The sequence below is a fragment of the Endobacterium cereale genome, assembly GCF_009617585.1.
Classification (GTDB): Bacteria; Pseudomonadota; Alphaproteobacteria; order Rhizobiales; family Rhizobiaceae; genus Neorhizobium; species Neorhizobium cereale.
Genome location: NZ_WIXI01000049.1, coordinates 215,322 through 235,668, shown reverse-complemented (window position 1 = coordinate 235,668; position 20,347 = coordinate 215,322). Strand labels below are relative to the sequence as shown.

Annotated in this window: 20 protein-coding genes; 10 read left to right on the top strand and 10 right to left on the bottom strand. The window is 61.5% G+C overall.

What is annotated here, in order from left to right:
• Positions 1-1,206: an amidohydrolase/deacetylase family metallohydrolase gene (locus tag GAO09_RS23060; RefSeq protein WP_153358150.1), complete on the top strand. Its 1,206-nt coding sequence runs from the start codon at positions 1-3 to the stop codon at positions 1,204-1,206.
• On the top strand, positions 1,187-1,750 hold the full coding sequence (locus tag GAO09_RS23055) for a RidA family protein (RefSeq protein ID WP_153358148.1): 564 nt from the start codon (positions 1,187-1,189) through the stop codon (positions 1,748-1,750). Before GAO09_RS23060 ends, GAO09_RS23055 begins: the two co-directional genes overlap by 20 nt.
• A gap of 13 nt (positions 1,751-1,763) precedes the next feature.
• Here the strand turns inward: GAO09_RS23055 and GAO09_RS23050 are convergent, their stop codons facing one another.
• On the bottom strand, positions 1,764-2,594 hold the full coding sequence (locus tag GAO09_RS23050) for an IclR family transcriptional regulator (protein WP_324185056.1): 831 nt from the start codon (positions 2,592-2,594) through the stop codon (positions 1,764-1,766).
• 103 nt (positions 2,595-2,697) lie between these two features.
• Here GAO09_RS23050 and GAO09_RS23045 point away from each other — a divergent pair, with 103 nt between their 5' ends.
• On the top strand, positions 2,698-3,894 hold the full coding sequence (locus GAO09_RS23045; RefSeq protein WP_153358145.1) for an aminotransferase class V-fold PLP-dependent enzyme: 1,197 nt from the start codon (positions 2,698-2,700) through the stop codon (positions 3,892-3,894).
• A gap of 81 nt (positions 3,895-3,975) precedes the next feature.
• Entirely contained in the window at positions 3,976-5,808 is a 1,833-nt protein-coding gene (locus GAO09_RS23040) for an ABC transporter ATP-binding protein (protein WP_153358143.1), read from the top strand.
• Between the two features lie 13 nt (positions 5,809-5,821).
• Here GAO09_RS23040 and GAO09_RS23035 read toward each other — a convergent pair whose 3' ends face one another.
• The gene (locus GAO09_RS23035) at positions 5,822-6,130 is read right to left on the bottom strand and encodes a hypothetical protein (RefSeq protein WP_153358141.1); all 309 of its coding nucleotides are present in this window, start codon (positions 6,128-6,130) and stop codon (positions 5,822-5,824) included.
• A 164-nt stretch (positions 6,131-6,294) separates the two neighbouring features.
• Here GAO09_RS23035 and GAO09_RS23030 point away from each other — a divergent pair, with 164 nt between their 5' ends.
• The 5 genes from GAO09_RS23030 to GAO09_RS23010 all read left to right on the top strand — a co-directional run bounded on the left by GAO09_RS23030 (position 6,295) and on the right by GAO09_RS23010 (position 9,997).
• Positions 6,295-7,035 carry a response regulator gene (locus GAO09_RS23030; RefSeq protein ID WP_153358139.1) on the top strand — a complete coding sequence of 247 codons (741 nt, stop codon included), beginning with the start codon at positions 6,295-6,297 and terminating at the stop codon, positions 7,033-7,035.
• A gap of 2 nt (positions 7,036-7,037) precedes the next feature.
• The gene (locus tag GAO09_RS23025) at positions 7,038-8,444 is read left to right on the top strand and encodes an ATP-binding protein (RefSeq protein ID WP_153358136.1); all 1,407 of its coding nucleotides are present in this window, start codon (positions 7,038-7,040) and stop codon (positions 8,442-8,444) included.
• Positions 8,445-8,538: 94 nt separating this feature from the next.
• The gene (locus tag GAO09_RS23020) at positions 8,539-9,129 is read left to right on the top strand and encodes a hypothetical protein (RefSeq protein ID WP_153358134.1); all 591 of its coding nucleotides are present in this window, start codon (positions 8,539-8,541) and stop codon (positions 9,127-9,129) included.
• A gap of 14 nt (positions 9,130-9,143) precedes the next feature.
• Positions 9,144-9,722: an SH3 domain-containing protein gene (locus GAO09_RS23015; protein WP_153358132.1), complete on the top strand. Its 579-nt coding sequence runs from the start codon at positions 9,144-9,146 to the stop codon at positions 9,720-9,722.
• Between the two features lie 32 nt (positions 9,723-9,754).
• Complete coding sequence (locus tag GAO09_RS23010) at positions 9,755-9,997, top strand: cysteine rich repeat-containing protein (protein ID WP_153358130.1); 243 nt, start codon at positions 9,755-9,757, stop codon at positions 9,995-9,997.
• 124 nt (positions 9,998-10,121) lie between these two features.
• Here GAO09_RS23010 and GAO09_RS23005 read toward each other — a convergent pair whose 3' ends face one another.
• The 4 genes from GAO09_RS23005 to GAO09_RS22990 all read right to left on the bottom strand — a co-directional run bounded on the left by GAO09_RS23005 (position 10,122) and on the right by GAO09_RS22990 (position 13,857).
• Positions 10,122-10,904, bottom strand: a complete 783-nt coding sequence (locus GAO09_RS23005) for an ABC transporter ATP-binding protein (RefSeq protein WP_153358128.1) — start codon at positions 10,902-10,904, stop codon at positions 10,122-10,124.
• Positions 10,901-11,674, bottom strand: a complete 774-nt coding sequence (locus GAO09_RS23000) for an ABC transporter permease (RefSeq protein ID WP_153358126.1) — start codon at positions 11,672-11,674, stop codon at positions 10,901-10,903. Before GAO09_RS23000 ends, GAO09_RS23005 begins: the two co-directional genes overlap by 4 nt.
• Positions 11,675-11,750: 76 nt before the next feature.
• Positions 11,751-12,695, bottom strand: a complete 945-nt coding sequence (locus GAO09_RS22995) for an ABC transporter substrate-binding protein (RefSeq protein ID WP_153358124.1) — start codon at positions 12,693-12,695, stop codon at positions 11,751-11,753.
• A gap of 127 nt (positions 12,696-12,822) precedes the next feature.
• Positions 12,823-13,857, bottom strand: a complete 1,035-nt coding sequence (locus GAO09_RS22990; protein ID WP_153358122.1) for a YeiH family protein — start codon at positions 13,855-13,857, stop codon at positions 12,823-12,825.
• 92 nt (positions 13,858-13,949) lie between these two features.
• Here GAO09_RS22990 and GAO09_RS22985 point away from each other — a divergent pair, with 92 nt between their 5' ends.
• Positions 13,950-14,867: a LysR substrate-binding domain-containing protein gene (locus tag GAO09_RS22985; protein WP_153358120.1), complete on the top strand. Its 918-nt coding sequence runs from the start codon at positions 13,950-13,952 to the stop codon at positions 14,865-14,867.
• Between the two features lie 374 nt (positions 14,868-15,241).
• Here the strand turns inward: GAO09_RS22985 and GAO09_RS22980 are convergent, their stop codons facing one another.
• Genes GAO09_RS22980 through hutI form a run of 4 tightly spaced genes read right to left on the bottom strand, consistent with a single transcriptional unit; the run spans position 15,242 to position 20,338 of the window.
• Positions 15,242-15,799: a HutD/Ves family protein gene (locus GAO09_RS22980; RefSeq protein WP_153358118.1), complete on the bottom strand. Its 558-nt coding sequence runs from the start codon at positions 15,797-15,799 to the stop codon at positions 15,242-15,244.
• 1 nt (position 15,800) lies between these two features.
• A complete protein-coding gene (hutU, locus tag GAO09_RS22975) occupies positions 15,801-17,489 on the bottom strand; it encodes a urocanate hydratase (RefSeq protein WP_153358116.1) in 1,689 nt (562 codons plus the stop codon).
• Between the two features lie 45 nt (positions 17,490-17,534).
• Entirely contained in the window at positions 17,535-19,070 is a 1,536-nt protein-coding gene (gene hutH / locus GAO09_RS22970; protein ID WP_153358114.1) for a histidine ammonia-lyase, read from the bottom strand.
• Complete coding sequence (gene hutI / locus GAO09_RS22965) at positions 19,067-20,338, bottom strand: imidazolonepropionase (RefSeq protein ID WP_153358112.1); 1,272 nt, start codon at positions 20,336-20,338, stop codon at positions 19,067-19,069. The genes hutH and hutI overlap by 4 nt, the downstream gene beginning before the upstream one ends.
• Positions 20,339-20,347 lie beyond the last annotated feature (9 nt).

Here is a 20,347-nt window from a genome sequence, read left to right as displayed (position 1 = left end):
ATGACTGCGGAACAAGGTAAGCCGCTCCTCCTCACCAACGTCAAGCCAATGGCTTTTGGCGCGACCGCACAGACCGGCACCACGGACATCCTCGTCGGCGGCGACGGCAAGATTGCCGCCATCGGCCAGTCGATTGCAGCGCCTGCCGATGCGGTGCGCGTCGATGGCAAGGGCGCCTGGGTCTCGCCCGGCTGGGTCGATCTGCACGTGCATATCTGGCATGGCGGCACCGATATCTCGATCCGCCCGTCCGAATGCGGTGCCGAACGCGGCGTCACCACGCTGGTTGATGCCGGTTCCGCCGGTGAAGCCAACTTTCACGGTTTTCGCGAATACATCATCGAGCCGTCGAAGGAACGCGTCAAAGCCTTCCTCAACCTCGGTTCCATCGGTCTGGTAGCCTGCAACCGCGTTGCCGAACTGCGCGATATCCGTGACATCGATCTCGACCGCATCATCGAATGCTACGCCGAAAACAGCGAGCATATCGTCGGTTTGAAAGTGCGCGCCAGCCACGTCATCACCGGCTCCTGGGGCGTAACCCCGGTCAAGCTCGGCAAGAAGATCGCCAAGATTTTGAAAATCCCGATGATGGTGCATGTCGGCGAACCGCCGGCGCTGTATGACGAGGTTCTCGAAATCCTCGGTCCCGGCGACGTCGTCACCCATTGCTTCAACGGCAAGGCGGGTTCGTCGATCATGGAAGACGAGGACCTGTTCAACCTGGCGGAACGCTGCGCCTCGGAAGGCGTGCGCCTCGATATCGGCCATGGCGGCGCGTCCTTCTCGTTCAAGGTCGCGGAAGCGGCGATTGCGCGCGGCCTGCTGCCGCATTCGATCTCGACCGATCTGCACGGCCATTCGATGAACTTTCCGGTCTGGGATCTGGCAACGACGATGTCGAAACTGCTGTCGGTCGGCATGCCGTTCGACAAGGTCGTCAATGCCGTCACCCATGCGCCGGCCGAGGTCATCAAGCTCGACATGGAAAACCGTCTTTCGGTTGGCCAGCGCGCCGATTTCACCGTGTTCGATGTGGTCGACAGCGATCTGGAAGCCACCGATTCCAACGGCGACGTTTCGCAGCTGCGCCAGCTGTTCGAGCCGCGGTATTCGGTCATCGGATCCGAAGCGATCACCGCCAGCCGCTATATCCCGCGCGCCCGCAAACTGGTTCGCCACAGCCATGGTTATTCCTACCGCTAAGGCGGTGGGAATTTCCTGCCACAAATTGCATGACACAGGAGTTTGCGTGACACAGTCCACGATCAAAATCGACGCGACGGCCACCACGCCTTATGACCGGCTAACCGCGCTCGGCATCACTCTGCCGCCGGCGCCGCCGCCGATCGCCAATTTCGTCACGCATGTGATCGAAGGCAATATCCTCTATCTCTCGGGGCAGGGCCCGCGTGAGGCGGATGGTTTTATGCATGTCGGCAAGGTCGGCACCGAAGTGACGGCGGAGAAGGCCTATTCCGACGCCCGCCTGACCGGCGTCAATCTGCTGGCCGTCATGCATGATGCGCTGGGCGATCTGTCGCGCGTTCGTCGTGTCGTCAAACTGCTCGGCATGGTCAATGCGTCGCCGGATTTCGCAGATCACCCGCAGGTCATCAACGGTTGCTCCGATCTCTTCAACGCCGTGTTTGGCGAAGCGGGCCAGCATGCCCGTTCCGCCGTCGGGTTCGGTTCTCTGCCGGGCAATATCACGGTGGAGATCGAAGCCATCGTGGCCTTGCACGATTAAGAACGGGAGACGGTCAGTGGTTGCGCCAGCCCATCACCTTCTCGATCCGGGCCGCCGATTCCTTCACACGGTCGGCGTAACCAGCCTTGTCGGCAAAGGCTTTCTGTTCGGGAAGAACGATGGAAATCGTCGCCACGCAATCGCCTCTGTTGTCAACGATCGGCGAGGCGATGCAGGCGACGGAATAGTCAGATTCGCCGGCCTGGATCGACAGGCGCTCGTCAAACGCCACTTTGGCGGCGCGCGCCAGTTCGGCCGGGTCGATGGTCGCGCGGCCGGTCGGCGAAATACGCGCACCACGCTTGAACAGGTCGATACGCTCGGCCTCCGCCATGTGGCCGACCAGAAGGCGGCCGGAGGCTGTCCAGTTGAGCGGTACGCGGGTGCCGACACGCGAGGCGACCTGAAAATGGCTCGGGCCATCGGCCATGGCCAGCACCAGCATGTGCTCGGCATCGCGGCCGCAGACCTGCACGGTTTCACCGGCCTCGCGGCAAAGATCGTGCATTTCGTGGGTGGCGACGCTCATGAAATCCAGCGAGCGGGCGTAAGCCAGACCGTAATGGTAAAGCCGCGCGCCGAGCCACAGGGTGCCGTCGGCATTGCGGGCCAGCATGTTCTTGTCCACGAGATCGTCGATGATCACGTAGACGGTCGACAGCGGCGCTTTCACGGCCTTGGCAATCGCGTAAGCGCCGGCCGGCGCGCCGGTCTCGTACAGATAATCGATTACCTGCAGGGCACGGTCGATGCCGCTGACGCGCGAGCGTTTCGCCTTGGCTTCACCCTCAACAGACGTCGTGTCGGAAAGCGTGTCCGCTGATGTCTTATTATCCAAAACCACGCTCCTGCGCCTTAAAGAACCTATTGCGTTATTATGGTATAGGCGCGCGCAGAGCAACCGAAATTCGCATCACCATGCACAGCATACAACCTGGAGAATGACTATGTCCGATGATATCCGCAAAGAGATCGGCCTTCGCCCGGTGATCAACGTCTCCGGCACGATGACGGGACTCGGCGCCTCCATCGTGGTGCCGGAAGCCATCAAGGCGATGACGCAGATCCTGCCGCAATTCGTCGAGATCAACGACCTGCAGCGCAAGGCAAGCGCCGTGATTGCCCGATTGACGGGTGGTGAGGCCGGTTTCGTCACCGCCTCCTGCTCGTCGGGCATCAGCCTTGCTGTCGCAGGCGCCATCACCGGGCCTGACCTGCTGGCCATCGAAAAGCTGCCGGAAGTCACGACCGAGAAAAACGAGGTTCTGGTGCAGATGGGCCATGTCGTGTCCTATGGCGCACCGGTCGATCAGGCGATCCGGCTGGCCGGCGGCAAGGCTGTCATGATCGGGCAGGCGACTTCGACGCATCGTTATCACATGGAAAACGCCATCACGGACAAGACGGCAGCGGCCGTTTATGTCGTGTCGCACCATGTGGTGGATTACGGCCTGCTGCACCTCAAGGAATTCGTCGAGATCGCCCATGCCAAGGGCGTGCCGGTCATCGTCGATGCGGCTTCGGAATATGACCTTCGCATCTTCCTGGAGCAGGGTGCGGATATCGCGCTCTATTCGGGCCACAAGTTTCTCGGCGGCCCGACCTCGGGTATCGTGGCCGGCCGCAAGGACCTCGTGCGCAACGCCTTCCTGCAGAACATGGGCATCGGCCGTGGCATGAAGGTCGGCAAGGAAAGCATTTTTGGCGTCATGGCGGCGCTGGAAGCCTGGGAAAAGCGTGATCACGCCGGTATCCGCGAGCGCGAAACAGGTTACCTCAACCTCTGGAAACAGACGCTGGACAACCGTCCGGGCGTCACCGCGCTGATCGAGCCCGACCCGACCAACAACCCGCTCGACCGCATGCGCGTGATCATCAAGGCCGAGGAAGCGCATATCACCGCCTGGGATCTGGCGGCCGCACTTCGCAGTGGCGCCACGCCGATCATCGTGCGCGACCATGAGGTGGAGCACAATTACTTCTACCTCGACCCGTGCAACCTGCATCCGGGTCAGGAGACGGTGGTGGCATCGCGTCTGGCGGAGGAACTCGACAAGGCGCGTGCCTCCAACGAGATCATCGCCACGCCATTCGAGGATCTTTCGCGTCATCGGTTTGCCGGTGCTTTGAAGTGGCCGGATTGAGCGACTTCGACACGCGGCCTGCCTGTTAAGGGCGGGCCGCATCGCCGGTATCCGGCAGACCAAGAATAAAAGGGAACGCCGATGAACACCGCAGCAAAAATCATTCCATCCGCCGATCCGGTCCTGTCCGTCGAAAAGCTGCGGACATCTTTCGTGGTCGATGGCGAATGGAAGCCGGTCGTTCGCGATATCTCCTTCACCGTGGCACCCGGTGAAACCGTGGCGATCGTCGGTGAATCCGGCTCCGGTAAATCGGTCACCTCCCTGTCGATCATGCGCTTGCTGCAAGCCGATACCAGCCGCATCGAAGGCAAGGTGTTTCTCGGTGGCCGTGATCTGCTGGCCCTGCCGGAACACGAAATGCGCAAGGTGCGCGGCAATGACGTCGCGATGATCTTTCAGGAGCCGATGACGAGCCTCAACCCGCTCTTCACCATCGGCGACCAGATTTCCGAAGCGCTGCTCGCCCATAACGCGATGAGCAAGGCCGAAGCGAAGGCGGAAACCATCCGCATCCTTGAAAAGGTGCGTATCCCGTCCGCTGCCTCGCGGTTTGATGAATATCCGCATCGTTTTTCCGGTGGCATGCGCCAGCGCGTGATGATCGCCATGGCGCTTGCCACAAAACCAAAGCTGCTGATCGCTGACGAACCGACAACTGCGCTCGATGTCACCATTCAGGGGCAGATTCTTGATCTGATAAAAATGCTGCAGGAAGAGGAGGGGACCTCCGTCCTGTTCATCACCCACGACATGGGCGTGGTGGCTGAAATCGCCGATCGTACCGTGGTGATGTATCGCGGTGAACAGGTGGAAACCGGCGATACGGCCGACATTTTTCATCGCGGCCAACATCCTTATACGCGGGCGCTTCTGTCTGCCGTTCCGGTGCTGGGCTCCATGCAGCCTTATCAGCGGCCGCTGCGTTTTCCGGTGGTCAACACATCGACCGGTGAAAGCGATGTGCCCGTCGAAGTGGCCGATACGGTGGCGGCGGGCGAGCCGATCCTGCAGGTGAAAAATCTCACCAAACGCTTCGATATCCATTCCGGCCTGTTCGGAAAACTGAGCGGTCGGGTGCATGCGGTCGAAAACGTTTCCTTCGATCTGCGGGCTGGCGAAACCCTGTCGCTGGTGGGTGAAAGCGGTTGCGGCAAATCCACCACCGGCCGCGCCATCATGCGGCTGATCGAGCCGGAAAGCGGCTCGGTTCTGGTCGAAGGCCGCGAGGTGCTGGCGCTCGACAAAAAGGATATGCGCGAGATGCGCAAGAGTGTGCAGATGATCTTTCAGGATCCGTTTGCCTCGCTTAACCCGCGCATGACTGTGGGGGCGGCGATTGCCGAGCCGTATCTCGAGCATAAAATGGGTGATGCCAAACAGGCGAAGGAGGTCGTGGCCGACATGCTGGTCAAGGTCGGGCTGACGCCGGATATGGCCAAGCGGTATCCGCACGAGTTTTCCGGCGGCCAGCGCCAGCGTATCTGTATCGCCCGCGCGCTTGCGCTTCGGCCGAAAGTGATTGTTGCGGATGAAAGCGTCTCTGCGCTCGATGTATCGATCAAGGCGCAGGTGATCAACCTGATGCTCGATCTGCAGCAGGAACTCGATCTGGCCTTCCTGTTCATTTCCCACGACATGGCGGTGGTGGAACGCGTAAGTCACCGCGTGGCGGTGATGTATCTGGGTGAAATCGTCGAGATCGGCTCGCGCGCCGACGTCTTTGGCAATCCGCAGCATGCCTATACGAAACGGCTGATGTCGGCAGTGCCGGTGCCTGATCCTGAACGTCGGCGTATCAAGAATTCCGCCGTTGTGGAGGAGCTGAAGAGCCCGATCCGTCCGGTCGATTACAAGATCATGCCGATGCAATACCGTGAAGTTTCTCCCGGCCATCTGGTGGCCGAGAGTTAATGCCACTGCGGTCCTAGTAGCGCGAAACGCTGCCGCTGCGGGTAACGGTATTGCCACGCGGGCCGGTGGTGGTACGGCCGTAGGAATAGCTGCCGGGCGCTGTCTTGGTGACGTAACCGGAACGGCTGGCGGTGTTTCCGTGAGGGCCGGTCACCACCTTGCTGCGTGAGCAGGTGCTACCGCCGCAGCCACCGCTGGCATGGCCGGAATAGGTGCCGTGCGGCGTGTGGACATGGCCATCGCGGGTCCAGGCATTGGCGTTTTGCGCGGCCATGCCGAACAGCAGCGCGGTGGTGGCGAAAATCGAGACTGTCTTGATCATGGCGTGTTTCCTTGGTTTGTGATCGGTGGGCATCGTTGATCGACGGCAGACAGGATGCAGCCATCCATTTTCCGGCGTTTTGCAGAAACCATGAGATTTTTTGCATTTTGTAACAGCGCGGCCGTAGTGCTTGCCTGTCGCTGCCGGGCGTGAACAATGGCCGCATGAACAACCGCCATATTCTGATCGTCGAGGACGACCGCGATATCCGCACGCTGCTGACCGAGTTTCTGACCGGTGAGGGGTTTGCCGTCGATGCCGCCGAAACCACCAGTGCCGCCGAAAGGCTCATGGTCGTCCGCAAGCCGGATCTCGTCGTGCTGGATCTGATGCTGCCGGGCGAGGATGGACTGTCCTTCTGCCGCCGTCTGCGTGGAAAAAACAGCGACCTGCCGATCCTGATGCTGACCGCCAGGGACGAGGAAATCGACCGTATCGTTGGGCTGGAAATGGGTGCCGACGATTATCTCGGCAAACCGTTCAATCCACGCGAGTTGCTGGCACGCATCCGCGCCATTCTGCGGCGTGGCGGCTTACGCAATGGTGCTGACGAGCATGAGGATAACGGTGTTGCGGAAGGCCCCAACCGCAAGGCGTTCTGCGGCCTCGTTCTCGATCTCGATGCGCGCACGGTCGGCCCTGCCGACGGGGAAACCGTATTCCTGACATCTGCCGAATTCGATCTGCTGATGTGTTTTCTCGAACGTCCGCGTCGTGTGCTATCGCGTGATCAACTGCTGGACTGGACGCGCAGTCGCGTCGCCGATCCGTTTGACCGCACCATCGATGTCACCATGTCGCGCCTGCGCAACAAGCTGACACCGTTGATGCCACAGGGACAGGCCTTCATCACCACCGTGCGCAGCGCCGGCTATATGCTGTCGGCGCAGGTTACGGACGCCTGATCATGGCGCGGCTCGGGATTTTCTGGCGTATCGTTCTGATCGTGGCGCTTGCTCTGTTCGTCATCCAGCTCGTTGTGTTCGAAGGTGTACGTCGTCACAAGGCGGATGCGACGGTGGAGCGCCGTTATTCGGTCGGCGAACGGATCGTTCCCTATGTTCAGCTTCTCGACCGGACGCCGATCGGCGAACGTCCGACGATTGTTGCGCTGGCAAGAACCAACGGCATCGCGCTCAGTTTTTCCAAAACACCACCTGCCGATCTGCCATCAAACTTCGGTTCCGGCCTTGTGCGCATATCGTTTCTCGTTCGGCATGAACTGGAGCGGCAGGGGCTGGACGATCGTTTTTTCGCTGTCGGCCCCGGTGAGGAGCTTAATGGTGGCGACGGAGATAATGAGGACGAGCGGCGTATTCTGGTGCAGATCGGGCTGGCTTCGGGCGAGGTCGCGCGCTTCGATGTGAACGATACGCTGACCGTGCGCATTCTCGGCTGGCCGATCGGTTTTGGCGCAGGCGCGCTCGGCTTTATCGTCGCCATCGTGGCACTCTGTGCCGTGGCGCGTGAGGCGAGGCCTATCGCCGCGCTGTCGCGGGCGGTGGATCGGCTGGGCACGCGACTGCAGCCGGAACCGTTGCCGGAAGCGGGGGCCAAAGAAGTGCGCACGCTGATCCGCGCCATCAATGCCATGCAGCACCGCATCGCCAACCTGATCAACAACCGCACCTTTGTTATCGGTGCGATTTCGCATGACCTGAAGACCAATCTGACGCGGCTGCGGTTGCGGCTGGAAATGATGCCGGACAATCCGCATCGTGCCCGCGCGTTGCAGGATGTCGAGACCATGCAGGGATTGATGACCGATGCGCTGATATTCGCCAAGGCGGCGCTGGCCGTGGAGGAGGTCGAGGCGATCGACGTTGCTGACATGCTGGCGACTGTGCTGGCCGAACGCGCCATCGTGCCGGATGTCCTCACGCTGGCCGAAGGAACGGAAGCCGCCATGGTGCGCATCCAACCCGCGGCTTTGCGCCGGGTGATCGACAACCTGATCGACAATGCCCTGCGGTATGGCGAGGGCTATCTGGCCGTGTCGCTGGTGAGTGAAGACGAACATGTGGTGATGGCGATCCGCGATCGTGGGCCGGGTATCGCGTCGGACATGCAGGAGGCAGTGTTCGATCCCTTCGTGCGGGTGGAAAGCTCGCGCAGCCGAGATACCGGCGGGTCGGGTCTGGGTCTGACCATCGTGCGGCAGATCGTCGAAGCGTATGGCGGCACGGTGCGGCTTGGCAATCTCGATCCGCAGGGGCTGGAGGCGGTGGTGACATTACCACGCGGTCAGTCAGGGCCACGCGGTGAGCCGGGGCCACCACGCAGCGAGGCAGGCCACACCCGCGAACCGACCTGAAGGTCGTTGTTACAAAATGAAAACAACCTGACGCATTGGCGAAAACTGCAGCGGCCAAATTGATCCTCATCCACCGCTTGAAGAGGATCAAGACATGAAAATCGCAATTCCCGCCGCAGCTCTGGTGCTGACCGTCGCCAGCCTTTCCACCGCAGCCATCGCGCAGACCGGCACGCTTCGCAACGCCGTCGAAACCGGCAGATCCGCCGCCGCTTCCGTCGGCAGTGAAACGGATTGGGACCAGGATGACGATTGGGCCGAAGAGGACTCGGCCTGCAGTTTCAACCCGGGCTTCCAGCATGGCATCGCCTTCGGTGAACGCGCCGCCTTTTTGCGCGATCATTATAATCCGGTGCGCATCCGTGTGCTGATCGCATCCGGCCTGTCCATTCAGGAAACCACGATCGGCATTCGCACGGATCAGCAGGATTCTTGGCGCGCTTACACCAGTGCGGTGCTGGCCATGGTGCCGGAGCAGCAACTGGTGAGCAACCTGTTTGGCAAGGAGGGCGAAAACCCGGCTGGACCGGACGCCTTCGCCCGGCCGGAAGCTTTTGCCGACATGCTGCTTGCCAGCAGCGCCAAGGCCGAAACCCTGAAACGGGCGATTGCCGACCTGCGCGCCAAACTCAGCCCCGAACAGCTCGAGGCCGCCCGCCTGCCGCGCCTGATCGGCTGGATGTGACGGGAGAAACAGCAATGTCGATCATCAAACGCGGCAAACACCTGCCGCCATCGCTCTGGGCTGCCGCCATTCTGATTGCCGGTTTTGCCATGGCGTCGGAAGCCAGTGCCGCCACGCCCGCTGTCACCACCAACGCCGTCAACCTTCGGGCCGGGCCCGGCACCGCTTATCCGGTGGTGACCACGCTGCCGCCGTCCGCCTCGGTTGCCACCTACGGCTGCCTTGCCGACCGGTCATGGTGCGATATCGGCTGGGGCGGGCAGCGCGGCTGGGTATCGGCTGCCTATCTGCATGTGATCTATGCCGGGCGACCGGTGGTGATCACACCGTCGGTGGCACCCGCCATCGGCATCGCGGTCGTCGTCTTCAACCAGGCCTATTGGCACAGCCACTATGTCGGTCGCCCATGGTACGGCCATTGGGCGCGCTATTATCCGGTGCCGCCGAATCTCGGGCCGCATCCCCCACGTCCGCCCCATGTCGGCCGCACGGTTACGCGCTCCTGTGGCGCCGGGGTCTGCAGCCGCACCGGCGTCGTAACCGGCCCGAATGGCGGCCACATCGTGCGCCACGGCACCATCAGCCGCTGGTAATTTCAAATCTCCAATCATCAGACGATGACATCATGTTCAGAAAAGCACTCACCATCGCACTTTTGCTGTTTGCCGGTGCCGCGCATGCACAGCAGGCCGGTCAAGCGCAGATGCAGGCGGCGCGCGAAATCTGCGCGCCGGATATCCAGAAACTATGCCCCGGCATTTCGCCGGGTGGCGGGCGGCTGAAAGCCTGCATTCGTGAGCATGCAAGCGAGTTTTCCAAGCCATGCACGGATGCCATGAAAAACGCACGCGCGGCACGCAATCCATAATCGCCTCTCGACGCATGCAGTCAGCTTGGCCGCCCCTTGAGCCAAGCATGCGTCGCCACCGGCAGATGGTCATCGTGACCTGCGCCATCTGCCGGCTACCTCGCCGTCGCTCACTCCTGCCGCATTATTCGTGAGCGGCGGCGATCGCTTCCGAGCGGATTTCTTCCGTCAGCTTCAACCGCAGGGCTGAAAATTCAGGACTGGCCTTTACCGTGTAATGACGCGGATGCGGCAGGTCGACCGGGGTGATCGACTTGATACGACCCGGACGCGCCGTCATCGTCACCACGCGGTTGGCCATGAACACGGCCTCCTCGATATCGTGGGTGACAAAAATCACGGTCTTCTGCTCACGTTCCCAGATGCCAAGCAGCAATTCCTGCATCAAGCCGCGCGTCTGGTTGTCGAGTGCGCCAAAAGGTTCGTCGAGCAGCAGGATTTTTGGGTCGTTGGCCAACGCACGGGCGATTGCGGTTCTTTGCTGCATTCCGCCGGAGAGTTGCTTTGGCCAGTGATTTTCGAAACCGCGCAGGCCCACCTTGTCGATATAGCTGTCGACGATATCCCACTTTTCCTTCGCGGCAATACCGCGTTCGCGCAGGCCGAAAGCGACGTTTTCACGGATCGAAAGCCACGGGAACAGCGTATAGGACTGAAACACCATACCGCGATCGGCACCCGGCCCGGTGATCTGTTTGCCTTCCAAAGTCACGGTGCCGGTGGTCGGCTTGTCGAGCCCCGCAATGATGCGCAGCAGCGTCGATTTTCCGCAGCCGGAAGGGCCGAGGACGGTGACGAAATCGTTCTTGGCGATATCGAGATCTGTCGGCTGCAGCGCCGTGACCGGCTTGCCGCCATGGACGCCCGGAAAGATGCGGGAAACGCTCTTCACGATGAGTTCGCTCATGCAAGCCTCCAAGCAAACAGTTTGCGGTTGAGGCTCCTGAAGGCGAAATCGGAGATCAGTCCGATAATGCCGATCACGATGATGCCAAAAATGATCTGGCCGGTGGCGAGCAGCGCCTGGCTGTTGATGATCATGTAACCGATGCCGGAAGAGGCGCCGATCAGTTCGGCGACGATGACGTAGGTCCAGGCCCAACCAAGCACGAGGCGCAGCGTTTCGGCGATATCCGGCGCGCTTGACGGGATCAGCACGCGGCGCACAACGCCGCTGTCGGTGGCGCCGAGCGTATAGGCGGCTTCCATCAGATCGCGTCGGGTGCCGGCGACCGAGACGGCGATCATCAGGATGATCTGGAAGACGGCGCCGATAAAGATGACCAGCAGCTTTTGCATCTCGCCGATACCAGCCCAGAGAATGAGCAACGGCACGAAAGCGGAGGCCGGCAGGTAACGGGCGAAGGACACGAACGGTTCGAGCAGCGCTTCGATCGGCTTGTAGGCGCCCATCAGGATACCGAGCGGCACGGCGATGATCGCCGAGAGTACGAAACCGCCGACGACACGCCAGATGGTCATGCCGATATCATAGGCAAAACCCTGATTGACGAGGAGGTCGTAACCATCCTGCAGCATGGTGAGTGGATCGGCGAGAAAGGTGCGGGATACGAAGCCGCCGAGCGTCGCATAGGCCCAGCCGGCAAAAAACAGCACGAAAAACAGGATGCCGAGGAGGACGCGTAAACGTGCGCTGATCGGTTGGAGAGGTTGCATGATGCGCCCCTTGCTGAAGATGAAAAGGAGCGCCGGTTTTTTCACCCGGCGCCCCGAACCATTTTGAACGGGTCGATTACTTGATGAAGGCCGGATCGACGAGCTTGGTCAGATCCGGCTTGGCCTTGATGACGCCGGCCTGCAGCAGCAATTCTGCCGCTTCTTCGTTAAAGGTCTTGAAGCCGGTCTCGAAAAATTTCAGCGATGCATCGCGCTCCTGCCAGGTCAGGAAAGCAGCGGATTCGCCGAACTGCGCGCCGGACTGCTTGACGTCCTTGCCCATGATCTCGAAGGACTTTTCCTTGTCCGCCTTGATCATGTCGAGCGCTTCATACCAGCTCTTGGCGATCGCCTTGGCAGCCTCCGGATTGTCCTTCAGGAAGGCATTGGTGCAGCCAAAAGTGTCGAGCACCGCCGGATAATCATTTGTGGTGGCGATGATCTTGCCCTTGGTCGGTTCGGCACGCACGCTCGACAGATAGGGCTCGTAGGTCATGGCCGCATCGTTCTGGCCGGCCAGCAGCGCCTGTGCGGCCGGGCCGGGTTCCATGTTGACGACTTTCACGTCCTTCATGGTCATGCCGTTCTTGCCGAGAATCCAGGCCAGCAGAAAATAAGGCGAGGTGCCGGGCGCCGAAGCGGCGACCGTCTTGCCCTTCAGGTCGGTGATCTTTTCGATGCCGGGCTTGGCGGCAATGCCGTCGCCGCCGTGTGAGACGGAAAGCTGAAACATCTGCGTGGTTTCGATGCCCACCGCATTCCAGACGATCCAGGTTTCCACCGTGGTTGCGGCACACTGGACGTCACCTGAGGCAAGCGCCAGATGGCGGCTGCCCTGCGGGATTTTCTTGATCGTCACGTCAAGGCCGTTTTTTTTGAAGATGCCGGCTTCCTTGGCAAGCGTCAGCGGCGCAAAACCGGTCCAGCCGGAAATGCCCATCGACACGGCGGTCTCGGCCTTGGCGGTGGTGGTGGCCATAAGGGCGGCCGCAAAGGCGGCGATGGTGGCAAGCTTTTTCATGTGGTCGTTCCCCTGTCTGCTTCATTATTCAGCAGGTCAGTCGCCTGCCTATAAACTGATAGTAGGCATGGGAATGCAGACTTGTCTATACATAAGGCGCCGGGTTTTGCGCCCGCTGCTGTGCTCGTCAGTGCGCTGCAAAAACTTTCAGGAATATCAGCGCGAGGCCTGAGAGAAATGCCAGCGACAGGGTTGCGGCACCGATGACGCGTATGCCGGATTGGCGGACGCTGCGGATATCCACCGACAGGCCAAGAGCCGCCATCGAAACGATGGTAAGGAGGCCGGATGCGGCCGAAATGGGGGCAAGCGCTGCTTGAGGAACCATCTCGGCCGAGCGCAGGGCCATCAGCGCGGCAAAGCCGATGATGAACCATGGCACCATCTTGCTCCAGCACAGTTTGCCGCCGGTGTTGCGGCCATGCAGGATGGAAAGGGTGGCAATGACCGGTCCAAGCATCAGCACGCGAATGAGTTTGACCAGCGTGCCGGTCTGCACGCTGATGAGACCGGCTGGCGCGGTGGCGGCCAGAACCTGCGGCACGGCATACACTGTCAGGCCGGCAAACACGCCGTAATCGGCGGAGCCCAGCGAAAGCGGCACCTGAAACAGCGGCAGAGCCAGCACGAGCGCGACGCCGAGCACGGCGGTGAATGCAATCGACGAGGCGATCTCATCCGCTTTGGCATGGATCACGGGAGCGGCGGCGGCAATCGCCGAATTGCCGCAGATGGAATTGCCACAGGCGACGAGTGTCGCGATCCGCGGGGGCAGGCCGGCAAGGCGACCGATGGCATAACTGCCGATCAGTGACAGCGCGACGATTACCATGATGGCAACGACCAGCGTCAGTCCCGCGTCTTCGATGGCCGACAGGCTGATCGAGGCGCCAAGCAAAACCACCGCCACTTCGAGCACCGTCTTGGCGCAGAACTGGATGCCGGGTTCCAGCGATGCCGGCAGATCGAAGCAGGAACGGACGGCCATGCCGATCAGGATGGCCAGCACGAGGCTTTCAATCCAGCGGCCTTGGAGGACATGCATTTCCAGCGTTTCCAGGATGATCGCAGCTGCCGTCACCGCAAGTGTCGCCATCATGCCCGGCAGAAGCCGGGTGAATGTATGTGAGTTGCTGTGATCCGTGTGGGTGGCGAGCGCCATGGTGGCATCCAATCTTCTGTCGCCACGATGCGCTTCCCTGATTTGTAATTCCATCGTATAGTTCGATATGTTTTGTGCGGTAAAATCGAACAATGACCTTTGAGCAGCTCGCCATTTTTGTGGCTGTCGCCGAGCGCGAACATTTGACGCGAGGTGCGGAGGCCGTGGGACTGACGCCATCGGCGGCCAGTTCGGCCATCCGCAATCTCGAAGGGTTTTATGGTGTCGAACTGTTTCACCGTGTAGGGCGGCGTATCGAGCTGACGGCGCTCGGCCGCAGTTTTCTGGGGGAGGCGAAAGCGACGCTGGCGCGGGCGAAAAGTGCCGAGCTGATGCTGTCGGAAATGAGCGGGCTGGCGCGCGGCGAAATCCGCGTGTTTGCCAGCCAGACCATCGCCAGCTACTGGCTGCCGCCGATCCTGTTGAAATTCAAACGGCTTTATCCCGGTGTCGAGCTCAAGCTGACGATCGGCAATACCCGCATGGTGGCCGATGCCATCCGCGACGGTCTGGGTGAGGTGGGTTTCATCGAAGGCCTGATCGACGAACCGGCGCTGTCGGTTTTGCCCATCGTCGCCGACCGGCTGGTGGTGGTGGCAAGCCCGGTGCATCCGTTCGGAGACGGCCGCGCCATTGGTCACAAGGATATCACCGCCGTCACCTCATGGGTCTTGCGTGAAAAAGGGTCTGGCACACGCTCGGCCTTTGAAGAGGCGCTGTCGGGCATGGGTATCGGCGTCAGCGATATTTCGGTGGTGCTGGAACTGCCGTCCAACGAAGCGGTGGTGTCGGCGGTGCGCTCGGGTGATTGCGCGACGGCGGTATCGGGCATGGTGGCGGCACCGTTCCTGCGACAGGGTTTGCTGGTGCGCGCGGGTATTGAGCTTCCGGCGCGCAATTTTGCCATTCTGCGCCACAAGGAGCGGCATCGCGGTAAGGCTGCGGAGGAGCTGGAGCGCATCAGCCGGGCGGCGGCGGATGAGCATAAGGTGGGTTTGATGGGGTTGTGAGGGGTTTTGGTCGGGTTGGGGTGGAAGTGGAAGACGTGGTCATCCTATCTCCCTTTGAGTGCAGGGCACTTACACATGTAACAGAGACCCTACCAAGCCAACCGGAGCCGAGCAGCAGGTCGCTTCCCGCCCTTCGAGCCACTCCTGCAAGGGGTAGCGCCTAATCCGGCCGATCCTTAGTGGTTCAATTTGGCCGGGAGCTTGCCGCGTACTTTCAGCGCCCTTTGGGGAGGATGATCGCTAGATCGGGGAGGCGCAAGTGCAGCTTTCCGCCCTGCCACGACGTGGCTCCCTTGTCGCCTTCTGTGATATCTTTCCTTTGATGGGAGCTTCTTGGGAGCCCGCAGTATTCTCGCAACCAGCACCGATGGTGATCAGGACAATTTGATCACAAAGCCTTCGCTATCCCCGGAGATGTTCGCGGCTTCACCGTTTTCCAGCAGCACGCAATCCAGCGCCGAAAGCGTTTCGGTCGCTTCACGGCTCGTCACCTGCATCTCGCCGAGATGGCACAAGACCAACATCAGCCCATCGGCCGGCGCCAGTGCTCGCGGTGCCGTGACCATCGCCACGCTGTGGGAAAACCGCCCCCGCCGCGTCATCACGTTGAGGTCGGTGATCGTGCCATCCAGCAGCCGCGCGCTCGTCGCGGCATCGGCCGGGAACGGGTAGGGCGCAAAATCGTGCGTCAGCACAACCGTTTGGCGGCCCTCGACAGACAGTTCCATGCCCCGACCTTCAAGGATCGACAGGGTGCGGTCGATGCCGGGGAAAATGGAAAACGGCCCATCTTCCGCAACGGTCGCCATGCTGATGCGCCAGTCGAACGTGTCGACCGTGGCGTCGGGCGGGAAGACGGCGATTTCCACCGTCTCTCCGCGTCCGTTTTTCCATGGCATGCGCCTGTGGTCGCTGGCCCGCAGGATGCGCATGTCAGTTGCCCAGAATGCCGGGCAGCCGCAAGCCATTTTCCTTGGCGCAATCGACGGCGATGTCATAACCCGCATCGGCATGGCGCATGACGCCGGTGGCCGGGTCGTTCCAGAGCACGCGTTCCAGACGGCGGTCGGCATCTTCCGAACCGTCGGCGCAGATGACCATGCCGGAATGTTGCGAATAGCCCATGCCGACGCCGCCGCCATGATGCAGCGACACCCATGTGGCACCCGATGCGGTATTGAGCAGCGCGTTGAGCAGCGGCCAGTCGGAGACGGCGTCCGATCCGTCCTGCATCGCTTCCGTCTCGCGGTTGGGCGAGGCGACGGAGCCACTGTCGAGATGGTCGCGGCCAATGACGATCGGAGCCGACAGTTCGCCGTTGCGCACCATTTCGTTGAAGGCGAGGCCGAGTTTGTGGCGATCACCGAGACCCACCCAGCAAATGCGCGCTGGAAGGCCCTGAAAGGCGATGCGCTCGCGCGCCATGTCTAGCCAGTTGTGCAGGTGTTTGTTGTCCGGCAGCAGTTCCTTCACCTTGGCGTCGGTCTTGTAGATGTCTTCCGGATCACCCGAGAGGGCAGCCCAGCGGAAAGGACCGATGCCACGGCAAAACAGCGGGCGGATATAGGCCGGCACGAAACCAGGGAAAGCGAAGGCGTTTTCAAGGCCCTCGTCCTTGGCGACCTGACGGATATTGTTGCCGTAATCCAGCGTCGGCACGCCGGCATCCCAGAAGGCGACCATGGCTTCGACATGGGCTTTCATCGACGCGCGGGCGGCGATTTCCACCGACTTGGGATCGGTTTCGCGTTTGGCTTTCGCTTCCTCCACGGTCCAGCCGAGCGGCAGGTAGCCGTTGCGCGGGTCATGGGCAGAGGTCTGGTCGGTGACGATATCGGGGCGCGGACCACCGGCCTGCATGCGCTTGACCAGTTCCGGGAAGATTTCAGCTGCATTGCCGAGCAGGCCGACGGATTTGGCTTCGCCCTTTGCCGTCCACTCGGCGATCATCGCCAGTGCCTCATCGAGCGTTTTTGCCTTGGCGTCGACGTAACGGGTACGCAGGCGAAAATCGATGCGGGTTTCGTCGCATTCGACCGCAAGGCAGCAGGCGCCGGCCATGACGGCGGCCAGCGGCTGGGCGCCACCCATGCCGCCGAGGCCGCCGGTCAAAATCCACTTGCCCTTGAGGCTGCCGTTATAATGCTGGCGGCCAGCCTCGACGAAGGTTTCGTAGGTGCCCTGTACGATGCCCTGCGTGCCGATATAGATCCACGAACCGGCGGTCATCTGGCCGTACATGGCGAGACCCTTCTTATCCAGTTCGTTAAAATGGTCCCAGGTGGCCCAGTGCGGCACGAGGTTGGAATTGGCGATCAGAACGCGCGGTGCATCCTTGTGGGTGCGAAAAACGCCGACCGGCTTGCCGGACTGGACCAGCAGCGTTTCTTCTTCCGTCAGCGTCTTCAGTGTTGCGGCGATCTGGTCGAAATCGGCCCAGGTGCGGGCGGCGCGGCCGATGCCGCCATAGACCACCAGTTCATGCGGATTTTCCGCCACGTCCGGGTCGAGATTGTTCATCAGCATGCGCAAGGGCGCTTCGGTCATCCAGCTTTTGGCGGTGAGTTCGTTACCGCGGGGAGAGCGGACATCACGGATATTGTGGCGCGGATTGGTGGTCATCGTGTTTCCCTCTTTGTTTTTGTGGCGATACGCCATGATTTCAAATCAGGCGAGAAGCGGCGGCAGAATGTTGGTCGAAACCGCAGCGTTCAGCGCGCCCGTCGCCACCAGATCGCTGGCCGATTGAAGGTCGGTGGCCATGTAACGATCTTCCTCCAGCGTCGGCACGACCTTGCGGATCGAGGTGATGGCGCTCTGCAGTTCCGGGCTTGTGGCGAGAGGCGCGCGGAACTCGACGCCCTGTGCCGCCGTCAGCGCCTCGATGCCAATGATGGCGAACAGGTTGTCGGTCATGGGCAGAAGGCGACGGGCACCGTGGCAGGCCATCGACACGTGGTCCTCCTGATTGGCGGAGGTCGGGGTCGAATCCACCGAGGCCGGGTGCGACATCTGCTTGTTTTCGCTCATCAGCGCCGCGGACGTGACTTCGGCGATCATCAGGCCTGAATTGAGGCCCGGCTTTTTGGCGAGGAAGGCGGGGAGGCCGTAGGAAAGCGCGGGATCGACCAGAAGCGCGATACGGCGCTGAGCAATCGCGCCGATCTCGCAGACGGCAAGGGCGATTTGGTCGGCGGCAAACGCCACCGGTTCGGCGTGGAAATTGCCACCCGAGACGACGCTGTTGTCAGAGAGCACGAGCGGATTATCGGTGACGGCGTTGGCCTCGATTTCCAGCGTGCGGGCGACCGAGCGCAACAGGTCGAGGCAGGCGCCATCCACCTGCGGCTGGCAACGGATGCAATAGGGGTCCTGCACGCGTTCGTCGCCTTCGATATGGCTTTCGCGGATGACCGAATTGGCGAGAAGCGCGCGCAAAGCCGCAGCCGTATCGATCTGGCCCTTGTGGCCGCGCAGCGTGTGGATGTCCGGATGGAAGGGAGCCGACGAGCCCATGGCCGCATCGGTGGACATGGCACCTGTGATCAGCGCTGCCTGTGCGGCACGATGGGCGCGGAAAAGTCCGGCGAGCGCCAGTGCTGTCGAGGTCTGGGTACCATTGATCAGCGCCAGACCTTCCTTTGCCGCCAGAACGACCGGCGTCAGTCCGGCTTTTGCGAGGGCGTCAGCACCGGACAGGCGTTCGCCGTCAAAGAAGGCTTCGGCTTCGCCCATCATCACTGCCGCCATATGGGCAAGTGGTGCCAGATCGCCGGATGCGCCGACCGAGCCTTTTTCCGGGATGACCGGGATAACGCCCTTGTCCAGCATGGCTTCGATCAGCCGCACCAGCCCCAGCCGTACGCCGGAAGCACCGCGCCCGAGCGACACGAGTTTCAGCGCCATGATCAGCCGCACGACGTTTTCCGGCAAAGGCGCACCGACGCCGCAGCAATGCGACAGGATGAGGTTGCGTTGCAGGGTGGCGACGTCGCTCGCGTCGATCTTGATCGAGGCGAGTTTTCCAAAACCGGTATTGATGCCGTAGACCGGCGCATTGCCGGCGGCGATTTCGGCGATGCGGGCGGTTGCGCGCTCGATGCCGGCGTCAAAGGATGCGTCGAGTTTTGCCGGTTCGCCGGTCCAGTAGATGGTTTCGAGCTGAGCGAGCGAGACGGAGCCGGGATGGAGCGTGATGGTCATACGGAAGCGCCTTTGAAAATGCGGGCGTGGATGGGGTTGAAACCGATGCGGTAAACCAGCTCGGCCGGGCTATCGATGTTCCAGACCGCGAAGTCAGCCGATTTCCCGACCTCCAGCGTGCCGGTTTCGGAGAGAAGACCAAGGGCACGGGCACCTTCGCGGGTGGCGCCGGCAAGGCATTCTTCCACGGTGAGGCGGAAGAGGGTGGCCGACATGTTCATGGTCAGCAGCAGCGAAGTCAGCGGCGAGGTGCCGGGATTGCTGTCGGTGGCGATGGCGATCTTTGTGCCGGCGTCGCGCAGCGCCTGAACCGGCGGCTTTTGGGTTTCGTTGATGGCGTAGAAGGCGCCGGGCAGCAGCACTGCTACCGTGCCAGCGGTGGCCATGGCGGCAGCGCCTTCGGCATCGAGATATTCGAGATGATCGGCCGAGAGTGCGCCATAGGAGGCTGCCATTTTGGCGCCGCCGAGATCGGAGAGCTGTTCGGCGTGCAGTTTGACCGGAAGCCCAAGTTTCTGGGCATGATCGAAGACGCGTCGCATCTCCTCGACCGAAAAGGCGATGCCTTCGCAAAACCCATCGACGGCATCGACAAGACCTTCCGCATGCGCCTTGTCCATGCCCGGCAGCACGATGTCGGAAATGTAATCGCCATTGCGGCCCTTGTATTCCACCGGGGTCGCATGGGCGGCAAGGTAGGAGGTGACGATGCGGACGGGCCGTATCTTTGCCAGTGCACGGGCGGCGCGCAGCATGTTGAGTTCGCCCTCGATATTCAGCCCGTAACCGGACTTGATCTCGATGGTCGAAACACCTTCGGCAAGCAGAGTATCAAGGCGCGGCAGGGTGGCAGCCACCAGACCTTCGACCGAAAGCGCATTGGTGGCCTTGACCGAAGAGACTATGCCGCCGCCGGCGCGCGCGACCTCCTCATAGGTCGCGCCTTTGAGCCGCATTTCGAATTCGCGGGCGCGGTTGCCGCCGTAGATGAGATGGGTGTGGCAGTCCACCAGCGCCGGCGTCACCCAGCGGTTTTCCAGATCGATGACGGTTTCGATGGCTTTGAGCGGCGCGGGAAGATCGGCTTGCGGGCCGACATAGGTGATGCGGCCACCTTCAGTGGCGATGACACCGTTCTCGAGGATGCCGAGGCCGGGCAGGGTTTCAGCGAGCGTGGCGATGCGGGCATTGCGCCACAGGGTTCGCGCAACTCCGGTGGCTGCCGTGCTTGCGTTGAAATCGACGTTTGTTACGGTTGCGTCCGTCATTTTCACCTT

Coding starts and splice junctions, on each gene's coding strand:
- GAO09_RS23055 (WP_153358148.1), top strand. CDS start 1,187: ATGGTTATTCCTACCGCTAAGGCGGTGGGAATTTCCTGCCACAAATTG.
- GAO09_RS23010 (WP_153358130.1), top strand. CDS start 9,755: ATGTTCAGAAAAGCACTCACCATCGCACTTTTGCTGTTTGCCGGTGCC.
- GAO09_RS23015 (WP_153358132.1), top strand. CDS start 9,144: ATGTCGATCATCAAACGCGGCAAACACCTGCCGCCATCGCTCTGGGCT.
- GAO09_RS23000 (WP_153358126.1), bottom strand. CDS start 11,674: ATGCAACCTCTCCAACCGATCAGCGCACGTTTACGCGTCCTCCTCGGC.
- GAO09_RS23005 (WP_153358128.1), bottom strand. CDS start 10,904: ATGAGCGAACTCATCGTGAAGAGCGTTTCCCGCATCTTTCCGGGCGTC.
- GAO09_RS23025 (WP_153358136.1), top strand. CDS start 7,038: ATGGCGCGGCTCGGGATTTTCTGGCGTATCGTTCTGATCGTGGCGCTT.
- GAO09_RS23030 (WP_153358139.1), top strand. CDS start 6,295: ATGAACAACCGCCATATTCTGATCGTCGAGGACGACCGCGATATCCGC.
- GAO09_RS23040 (WP_153358143.1), top strand. CDS start 3,976: ATGAACACCGCAGCAAAAATCATTCCATCCGCCGATCCGGTCCTGTCC.
- GAO09_RS22995 (WP_153358124.1), bottom strand. CDS start 12,695: ATGAAAAAGCTTGCCACCATCGCCGCCTTTGCGGCCGCCCTTATGGCC.
- GAO09_RS22980 (WP_153358118.1), bottom strand. CDS start 15,799: ATGCGCATCCTGCGGGCCAGCGACCACAGGCGCATGCCATGGAAAAAC.
- hutH (WP_153358114.1), bottom strand. CDS start 19,070: ATGACCATCACGCTCCATCCCGGCTCCGTCTCGCTCGCTCAGCTCGAA.
- GAO09_RS23060 (WP_153358150.1), top strand. CDS start 1: ATGACTGCGGAACAAGGTAAGCCGCTCCTCCTCACCAACGTCAAGCCA.
- GAO09_RS23045 (WP_153358145.1), top strand. CDS start 2,698: ATGTCCGATGATATCCGCAAAGAGATCGGCCTTCGCCCGGTGATCAAC.
- GAO09_RS23020 (WP_153358134.1), top strand. CDS start 8,539: ATGAAAATCGCAATTCCCGCCGCAGCTCTGGTGCTGACCGTCGCCAGC.
- hutU (WP_153358116.1), bottom strand. CDS start 17,489: ATGACCACCAATCCGCGCCACAATATCCGTGATGTCCGCTCTCCCCGC.
- GAO09_RS23035 (WP_153358141.1), bottom strand. CDS start 6,130: ATGATCAAGACAGTCTCGATTTTCGCCACCACCGCGCTGCTGTTCGGC.
- GAO09_RS22990 (WP_153358122.1), bottom strand. CDS start 13,857: ATGGCGCTCGCCACCCACACGGATCACAGCAACTCACATACATTCACC.
- GAO09_RS22985 (WP_153358120.1), top strand. CDS start 13,950: ATGACCTTTGAGCAGCTCGCCATTTTTGTGGCTGTCGCCGAGCGCGAA.
- hutI (WP_153358112.1), bottom strand. CDS start 20,338: ATGACGGACGCAACCGTAACAAACGTCGATTTCAACGCAAGCACGGCA.